The organism is Acidobacteriota bacterium (assembly GCA_012729555.1).
In the GTDB taxonomy this organism is placed as follows: Bacteria; Acidobacteriota; UBA6911; order UBA6911; family UBA6911; genus UBA6911.
The window spans coordinates 1-7,704 of record JAAYCX010000084.1 but is presented as its reverse complement, the minus strand read 5'-3'; the positions used below and the strand labels follow the sequence as shown (position 1 = coordinate 7,704).

Genomic DNA, 7,704 nt, shown 5'->3' with positions numbered 1-7,704 from the left:
TCGTCGACCAACAGCCCGATCGCCAGGATCATCGCGAACATCGTCAGCATGTTGATCGAATAGCCGAAGGCCGAGAGCACCCCGAACGTCCCCAGGATGACCACGGGGACCGCGATCGTGGGGATGAGGGTGGCGCGCATGTTCCCGAGGAAGAGGTACATGACCAAAAAGACCAGGATGACGGCCTCGATCAGGGTCCGGACCACCTCGGAGATGGCGACGCGGATGAAGGGGGTCGTGTCGTTGGGGTACGCCACCTTCATCCCGGCGGGGAAATAGCGCGAGAGTTCCTGCATCGTCGCCTTGACGTTGTCGGCCGTGTCGAGCGCGTTGGCCCCGGCCATCTGCCGGATGGCCAGCGCGGCCGCCGGGTGTCCGTCGTTGTGAACCAGCTTGAACTGGGAGAACTCGGTCCCCAGTTCCGCGCGGGCGACGTCGCGCACCCGGACCACCGAACCGTCGGGGTTGTTGCGCAGCGGGATGGCGCCGAACTCCTCCGGCGTCTTCAGCAGGTTCTGCACGGTGATGGTGGCGTTGAGCCGCTGCCCCGGCACGGCCGGGGTCCCGCCGTACTGGCCGGCGGACACCTGCACGTTGTGGGTCCGGATCGCCGCGACGACGTCGCTCGGCGTCAGGCTGTAATTCGTCAGTTTGTGCGGGTCGAGCCAGATGCGCATGGCGTACTGGGCCGCGAACGCCTCCACCTCCCCCACCCCCGGCACGCGGGCGATCGACGTCTGCACCTGGGAGATCGCGTAATCCATCAGGTCGTTCTGGTCCAGGCTTCCGTCCTCGCACGTCAGCGCGACGATCATCAGGAAGTTGCGGGTCGATTTCGCCACCGAGAGCCCCTGCCGCTGCACCATCTCGGGGAGGCTCGGCATGGCCAGCTGGAGCTTGTTCTGCACCTTGGCCCAGGCCAGGTCCGGGTCGGTGCCGGGGGAGAAGGTGAGTTCGATCTGGGCCACGCCCGTGGAATCGCTCTTGGAGGACATGTAGATCATCCGGTCGAGCCCCGTCATCTTCTGTTCGATGACCTGGACGACCGTGTCCTCCACGGTTTTCGCCGAGGCGCCCGGGTACATTCCCCGGATGCTGATCGAGGGGGGGGCGATGGGGGGGTACTGGGAAATCGGCAGGATGTTGATGGCGATGACGCCCGCCAGCATCATCCCGATGGCGATGACCCAGGCGAACACCGGGCGGTCAAGAAAAAATCGTGCCATGAAGGTCCTCTCCTATCGGGCTTCCGTCGGGGGTTGCTGGGGGGCCGGTACGAAAGGAACGGCCCTGACTTCGGCGCCGGGGCGCACCTTCTGCGTCCCCTCGACGATCAGGCGGTCCCCCGGCTGGAGCCCGCGGGTCACGAGCCATCGATCCCCGAGGGCGCGGTCGAGTACCAGGGCCCGCTGCTCCACTTTTCCGCCGGCGTCCACCACCAGCGCGACGGGATTCCCCTTGGTGTCCCTGCTCACCCCCTGCTGGGGGACCAGCACGGCGTTTTCCCGCACCCCCTCCTCCACCACCGCCCGCACGAACATCCCGGGGAGGAGGATCTGCCCGGGGTTCGGGAACACCAGGCGGAGGGTGACCGACCCGGTGGTCGGATCGACCGTCACGTCGCGGAACTTCAGGGAACCCGTTTTTTCGTAGGGGGTGCCGTCCTCGAGCAGGAGCTTGACCCTGCTGAGGCCGGAGCCGGAGCGCTTGAGATCCCCCTCCTCCAGGCGCCGCCTCAGCCCGATCAGCTCGGCGCTGGCCTGGGTGACGTCCACGTAGATGGGATCGAGCTGCTGCACCACGGCCAGGGGGGTGGGCTGGTAGGCCGTCACCATCGCGCCGACGGTGATGTTCGATTTTCCGATGCGGCCCGAAATCGGCGCCTTGATCGGCGTGTAGGAGAGGTTGATCCGGGCGCTTTCCACCGCGGCCCGGTTGACCGCCACGGCCGTGCGGCGCACGGCCAGGTTGGCTTCGGCCTGCCTCAGCGCGGCCTGGGCGTCGTCGGCGTCCTGCGCCCCGACGGCGCGGATGGCGGCGAGCTCCTTGAGCCGTTCGGCGCGGGACCGGATGGCGGGGAGGTTGGCCTCCGCCAGGGCGATCTCCGATTCGGAGAGCGCGAGCGCCGCCGTGGCCTGGTCAAGCGCCACCTGGTAGGGGGCGGGATCGATCTGGTAGAGGATATCCCCTTCCCGCACCATGGCCCCTTCCTGGAAGAGGCGCTTCTGCAGGAGGCCGCTCACCTGGGGCGTGATCCCCGCCACGAGGTAGGGATTGATCCTGCCGGGCAGTTCGGTGGTCAGGACGACGCGCTCGGTCCCGACGGTGACCACGGCCACTTCCGGCGGCCCCGCCGCCGGCGGGGGGGCCTGATCCCGGCATCCCGACAGAAACACCCCCGCGAGGAGACACCCCGCGGCGACCATATGTTGCATCCGATTTTCAGCCAGCATAGAACGACTCCTCAGTGCGACGATCGAACAAAGCATCGAAAACGGGATATGCAGCAATTTCCGTGCCATCGACACCCTCGCGGCAATAATGGCGGAATTCCATAGTCTACCTCCAACCACCCCTCAAAAACAGGGGGAGGCACGATTTCGACAGCCCCTCTCTCCCGTCCCGGGGCGGCGCGCATTGGCAGGAGCCAACGGCATCTGCCAATGCAATATCGCCGTTGCGGGTGTATGATTCCACCGTGGACAAGGACAAGTCACTCCTTTACGAGGCCCTGTTCGAGCTATCCCAGGCGATTTCGGGGCACGACGACCTCGGCGGCTTCTGCCGGTCGCTGGCCGGATCCCTTCGGCGCGTGGTCCCCTTCGACTACCTTGCGCTTCTGCTCCACGATGCGGAGAGCGACACCCTGCGGATGCAGGCGCTCGCCCCCGACGAGGAGATCGGGGAGCGGGGGCTCGACCGGATCCCCCCCGGGGAGGCCACTCCCGCGGGCTGGGTCTGGACGCATCAGCAGCCCCTGTTCATCCCCCGGGTGGACCGGGAGGAGCGCTGGCGGGAGCTGCTCGACTCGATCCGCCACCGCGGCCTGACCGCCCTCCTGGTCGTCCCGCTTACGGCGGGGGAGCACCGCCTGGGGGTGCTGGCCTTCGCCTTTGCTTCCGAGGCTTCCGCGAGCAGGGAGGAGAGGGGGTTCATCCAGCGGGTGGCTTCGGAGTTCGCGGTCACCCTCGATTCGCACCTGACGCGCCAGCGCTACCTGCGCGAGCGCGACCGGCTGCAGCTGCTGTTCGACCTGACCAACGCCCTGGTCTCCAAACTCGCCCCGGACGAACTCTTCGCGGCCATGACCGAGCAGCTCCGCCGGACGGTCGACTTCGACCTGGCGGCCGTCATGCTCTGCGACCGCATCACCGGGGAACTGCGCGTGGGCGGGAGCTGGTGCGATCCAGCCCTGGGGCTCGAGATCGAGCGGGTCTCGGTGCGCCCCGAAGGCCTTCCCGCCGCCGAGGCGATCGCCTCGGGGCTGCCGGTCCGGACCGACAGGGTCGATTACGGCCGGTTTCCCTCGCCCCTCTACCGCCGCTGGGCCGAGGCGGGGTTCCGTTCCTCCTGCTCCCTCCCGCTGGCCACCCGGAACGCGGTCCTGGGCACCCTCGAACTGGGGCGGATCGACGAGCGGAGTTTCAGCGACGAGGATGTCGGGCTGCTGGTGCAGATTTCGCGCCAGGTGGCCGTCGCCCTGGAAAACTCCCTCGCTTACGCCGAGCTGGCCGAAATGAAGGAGAAACTCGCGGTCGAGAAGCGCTACCTGGAGGACGAAATCCGTTCCGACCGCGACGTCGGGGAGATGCTGGGGGAGTCGGCCGCTTTCCAGGCCGTGCTCGAGAACATCCGGATCGTCGCGCCCACCGGGGCGACCGTCCTGATCCTCGGGGAGACCGGCACCGGCAAGGAGCTGGTGGCCCGGGCCATCCACCAGCGGAGCCCGCGGGCGGATAAAGGCTTCGTCAAGGTCAACTGCGCCGCCATCCCCGCGAGCCTGCTGGAGAGCGAGCTGTTCGGGCACGAGAAGGGGGCTTTCACCGGGGCCCTGGCCCGGCGCGTCGGCAGGTTCGAACTGGCCGACAAGGGGACCCTGTTCCTGGACGAGATCGGGGAGATCCCCTACGAGCTGCAGTCCAAACTCCTGCGGGCGATCCAGGAGCGGGAGTTCGAGCGCCTCGGCGGGGACCGCACCCTCAAAGTCGACGTCCGCATCATCGCCGCCAGCAACCGCGACCTCAAGGCGATGGTCGACGCCGGGGGCTTCCGCAGCGACCTCTACTACCGGTTGCACGTCTTTCCCCTGACGGTGCCCCCCCTGCGGGAGCGGCGGGAGGATATCCCGCTCCTCGTCGGCCACTTTACCCGGAAATACGCGCGCCGGACGGGGCGGAGGATCGACACGATCCCGGCGGAGGCGATGGACATCCTCAGCCGCTACGAGTGGCCGGGGAACATCCGCGAACTGCAGAACATCCTGGAGCGCTCGGTCATCCTCTCCCGCGGGCGCATGCTCGAACTGGCGATGCCCGAGACCGCCGTCCCCCGGTCCGCCCCTGCGCCGCCGCCCCCGCCGGACCCGGCGCTCGAGCGGGAGCGGATCCTCGCCGTGCTCCGTGAATCGGGGGGCGTGGTCGGGGGGCAGGACGGCGCCGCCCGCCGGCTCGGGCTCAAGCGCACCACCCTGCAGGCGCGCATGAAGAAGCTCGGCATCCGGAAGGGCTACGCCTGAGGCCCGCCCGGGCAGCCAATCTCCCCTGCGATAAATACCGCCGTGTCAACAATGCATATCGATCGCCCCGGGCTTCGGTAAAATGCCCCCTGCTTTCGCAGTCGACATGATTCAGGCTTATCAAAGGGGGGGAGGGGGAAAGGAATACCGGCTCCCGGAAGAAAACGGCAGCTGATCCTTCCTATCCTTGGACATGGCAACAGATCATATGACAAAGATAATATTTAGGACATTATCTGCATTAGGATGCGTTTTCTTCCTGTTTGGAGTGGTGACGGCTATAGGGGGCAAGAATATTTGGGATGCCAATGGCATGTTTAATTTAAAGGTAGTGATTCTCTCGCTGATAACCCTCATGACCGCAATTTTGGTCGGAGGATTCCATAAGGAAATATCGCGGTCGCGATCAGGATCAGGCAGCTGATCCTTGCCATCCATAACCGCGTCCGATTTCGGGTCGGTGATCCCCGGCTGGGCCACCGCTAATCAACCGGGGCATTCGCTGCCCGGGACTGCCGTAATTCCGAACAGAATCAGGCGGGAGTCACACGGGCAGTCCCAGTTGGCGGGCCGCGATTTCCTGCGATGCGTCGAGGGTGACGAATCGGGTGAGCTTCGCCTGCTGGTGAAACCAGAGGGCCGTGCGCAAGTGCGCAAGGTCGAGGGAGCGGGGGGTGGACACGACCGGCATCGTCAAGGAGACGCACAGGTCGAGGGTCAGGTCACGAAGGATGAATTGCTGCAGATCGTCCGTCAGCGCCGAAAGGCATCGCTGGAAATCCGCCGTCGATAGGATCCCTTCCCTGGACAGGCGTACCAGGTTTCTGCCCGCTTCGAGGGGCAGCACGACACTCGAGAGCAGCCGGGCTCCCCTTGCCTCGCGCATCAACGGCTCGTGTCCCGCCTCGCCCAGCAGGATGCAGAGGTAGGCGGAAGTATCGATGTATAGACGTTTGGGCATATCCGGTTCACGGGCTTTCGGTGCCGCGGTCCTCTTCGAGTATGTGGAGATAGCGCCCCTCCGTTTTTGCCCGGACCGCGGGCCTGAGTGCGGCCTTGCCGGAGCGCGAACCGATATGCAAATGCTCGGTTCCCGGGCGGGTCAGCCGGGCGACAGGCCTGTTATGCCGGGTGATGATGATGTCGTTGCCGGCTTCCGCCTCGGCGACGATGGACGCCAGGTCCTGTTTAAGCCCATACATTGGGACGGATTTCATGCGAAAATGGTACCATAAACCGACCCGCGATAGAAGAGTCCGAGGCGACGGCTCGATTTCGGGGAAGGAGTTTCCACTGGCGGTGCATGGAAACCTATCAGGATGATGAAAAAGTCGCCATTTTCATCCCAAATTCTGCAATAGGAATTGTCTCCTCGGACATATAGAGATGTTGAGGACGAAATCGAAAACCTGGATATCCGGTTTCCACCCGGCATGACGGATATGTAAGGGGCGCCCCCCCCATATCCACAAGTATGCCGAGCTCCTCATCCACGTCGGCAACGACCCCAAGAACCCCATGGACCTCGGCGCGGAGGTGGAGATGTACATGGGGCCGGAGCTGGAGCGGCACACCTTCACGGAATCGACCGTGATCTGGATCCCGCCGAACTTCATCCACTCGCCCTGGAGGCCGCTCCGGATCGACCGGTTTTCCGAGGGCCTCGATTTCTCCCTGCTACGGCCGAATACCGGATTCTCACTGGCGCGGTTCCACTCGGCCCTGGAGGAGGAGATCCGGGCTTTCGGTTTCCATCTCCGGGTGGAGACGGTTCGAAAATCGGCGAAGAGTGCCGTTCAATCGGCCTTTCTCAAGGCCGATACCCGGAGCCAGCTTCTGGTGATCGAGACCGACGCGCGTATGGCCCGCACCCTCCCGCCGGGGCAGGTGCTGAAGATCAAGATCGAGGTGGACACCGATCCGCCTCCTGGCTTTATGACCACCACCCGGTATCTCCTGCAGCCGATTCCCTTCGCCGTCCGCTGTTATACGCTCCCCAGCCTGTTTGCCGGAAAGTTGCATGCGCTACTTTTCCGGAGATGGAAAAATCGGGTCAAGGGGCGGGATTGGTACGACCTGGTCTGGTATGCCGCCCACCATCCGGAACTGAACCTGCACCACCTGGAGCAGCGGATGCGGCAGACCGGGGATTGGAAGGATCCGGCCTCACTGACCCCGGAGGGGTTCATGGAACGGATACACGATGCCATCGATCGGGTGGACCCGGACCAGGCCCGGCGGGATGTGGCGGCCGGAATCAGACCCGTGACGGAAGAGCAGGGATAACTCCGTGCCCAATTTCATCTCCGAAGACGACATGGAGCAGGCCATTTTGACGCGGTTGGAGATGCTCGGCTACGGGCTGCTGAACCGCCATACCTCCGATGCCCCCGGTTCCAGAACAGTTATCACCTGAAGGGATGAACCGATGTTGCGGGGGGCAAAATGCCCCCGATGGCAGGAGAGTGCCTTCGCAGTCAACATGATGCGGTGATAGGAGGAGGGAAGGGGATACCGGCTCCCGGGGGGAAACGGCGGCCGAACCTTCCGGTCCCTCGGGCTGTCCTGGTTATCGTCACTCCAATCGATCGGCGCAATACCGCGGGCGGCAACTGCTTCCCGTGTTGATGATTCAAAACCGCCGCCGGGTGTTGTATCTTGACAGAAAACAAAGAGGGGGGTGTCGAGTGGAAAACGGAGACCCGATCTATGTCGAGCTGCAAAAGCACCTGGACAGACAGGCGGTGGGGTTTCCCGCCACCAGATCGGGAGTGGAGCTCCGCATTCTTCGGGAACTCTTCACGCCGGAACAGGCGGGTGTGGCACTGCACCTCGGCATCGAACCGAAATCGGTGGCAGAGGTGCATGAAGAGATGCGGGCGTCCGGCATTACGGTGGAAAGAGTCGCCCGACTGCTCATCGAGATGCTCAAGAACGGTGCGATCACGGCCAAAATTGAGGACGGCAAT

Annotated in this window: 7 protein-coding genes; 3 read left to right on the top strand and 4 right to left on the bottom strand. The window is 64.7% G+C overall.

Translation table 11 applies throughout. From position 1 onward, the window contains the following. Positions 1 to 1,226 (bottom strand): multidrug efflux RND transporter permease subunit (locus GXY47_14570; GenBank protein NLV32368.1); only part of this gene is annotated, 1,226 nt, incomplete at its 3' end. Positions 1,227 to 1,238: 12 nt separating this feature from the next. Then, positions 1,239 to 2,453 carry an efflux RND transporter periplasmic adaptor subunit gene (locus tag GXY47_14565; protein ID NLV32367.1) on the bottom strand — a complete coding sequence of 405 codons (1,215 nt, stop codon included), beginning with the start codon at positions 2,451 to 2,453 and terminating at the stop codon, positions 1,239 to 1,241. A 245-nt stretch (positions 2,454 to 2,698) separates the two neighbouring features. Here GXY47_14565 and GXY47_14560 point away from each other — a divergent pair, with 245 nt between their 5' ends. Then, on the top strand, positions 2,699 to 4,735 hold the full coding sequence (locus GXY47_14560; GenBank protein NLV32366.1) for a sigma 54-interacting transcriptional regulator: 2,037 nt from the start codon (positions 2,699 to 2,701) through the stop codon (positions 4,733 to 4,735). Positions 4,736 to 5,279: 544 nt separating this feature from the next. Here GXY47_14560 and GXY47_14555 read toward each other — a convergent pair. Further along, complete coding sequence (locus GXY47_14555; protein NLV32365.1) at positions 5,280 to 5,696, bottom strand: type II toxin-antitoxin system VapC family toxin; 417 nt, start codon at positions 5,694 to 5,696, stop codon at positions 5,280 to 5,282. A 7-nt stretch (positions 5,697 to 5,703) separates the two neighbouring features. Beyond that, the gene (locus tag GXY47_14550) at positions 5,704 to 5,937 is read right to left on the bottom strand and encodes a type II toxin-antitoxin system prevent-host-death family antitoxin (protein NLV32364.1); all 234 of its coding nucleotides are present in this window, start codon (positions 5,935 to 5,937) and stop codon (positions 5,704 to 5,706) included. Positions 5,938 to 6,253: 316 nt separating this feature from the next. Here GXY47_14550 and GXY47_14545 point away from each other — a divergent pair, with 316 nt between their 5' ends. Both GXY47_14545 and GXY47_14540 read left to right on the top strand, forming a co-directional pair. After that, complete coding sequence (locus tag GXY47_14545) at positions 6,254 to 7,021, top strand: nucleotidyl transferase AbiEii/AbiGii toxin family protein (GenBank protein ID NLV32363.1); 768 nt, start codon at positions 6,254 to 6,256, stop codon at positions 7,019 to 7,021. 401 nt (positions 7,022 to 7,422) lie between these two features. Continuing rightward, positions 7,423 to 7,704, top strand: a 282-nt coding sequence (locus GXY47_14540; protein ID NLV32362.1) for a 4Fe-4S ferredoxin, incomplete at its 3' end; no start/stop codon positions are given.

Excerpts from the sequence above, each read along its gene's own strand:
- GXY47_14565 (NLV32367.1), bottom strand. The coding sequence starts at position 2,453 with ATGCTGGCTGAAAATCGGATGCAACATATGGTCGCCGCGGGGTGTCTC.
- GXY47_14555 (NLV32365.1), bottom strand. The coding sequence starts at position 5,696 with ATGCCCAAACGTCTATACATCGATACTTCCGCCTACCTCTGCATCCTG.
- GXY47_14550 (NLV32364.1), bottom strand. The coding sequence starts at position 5,937 with ATGTATGGGCTTAAACAGGACCTGGCGTCCATCGTCGCCGAGGCGGAA.
- GXY47_14545 (NLV32363.1), top strand. The coding sequence starts at position 6,254 with ATGGACCTCGGCGCGGAGGTGGAGATGTACATGGGGCCGGAGCTGGAG.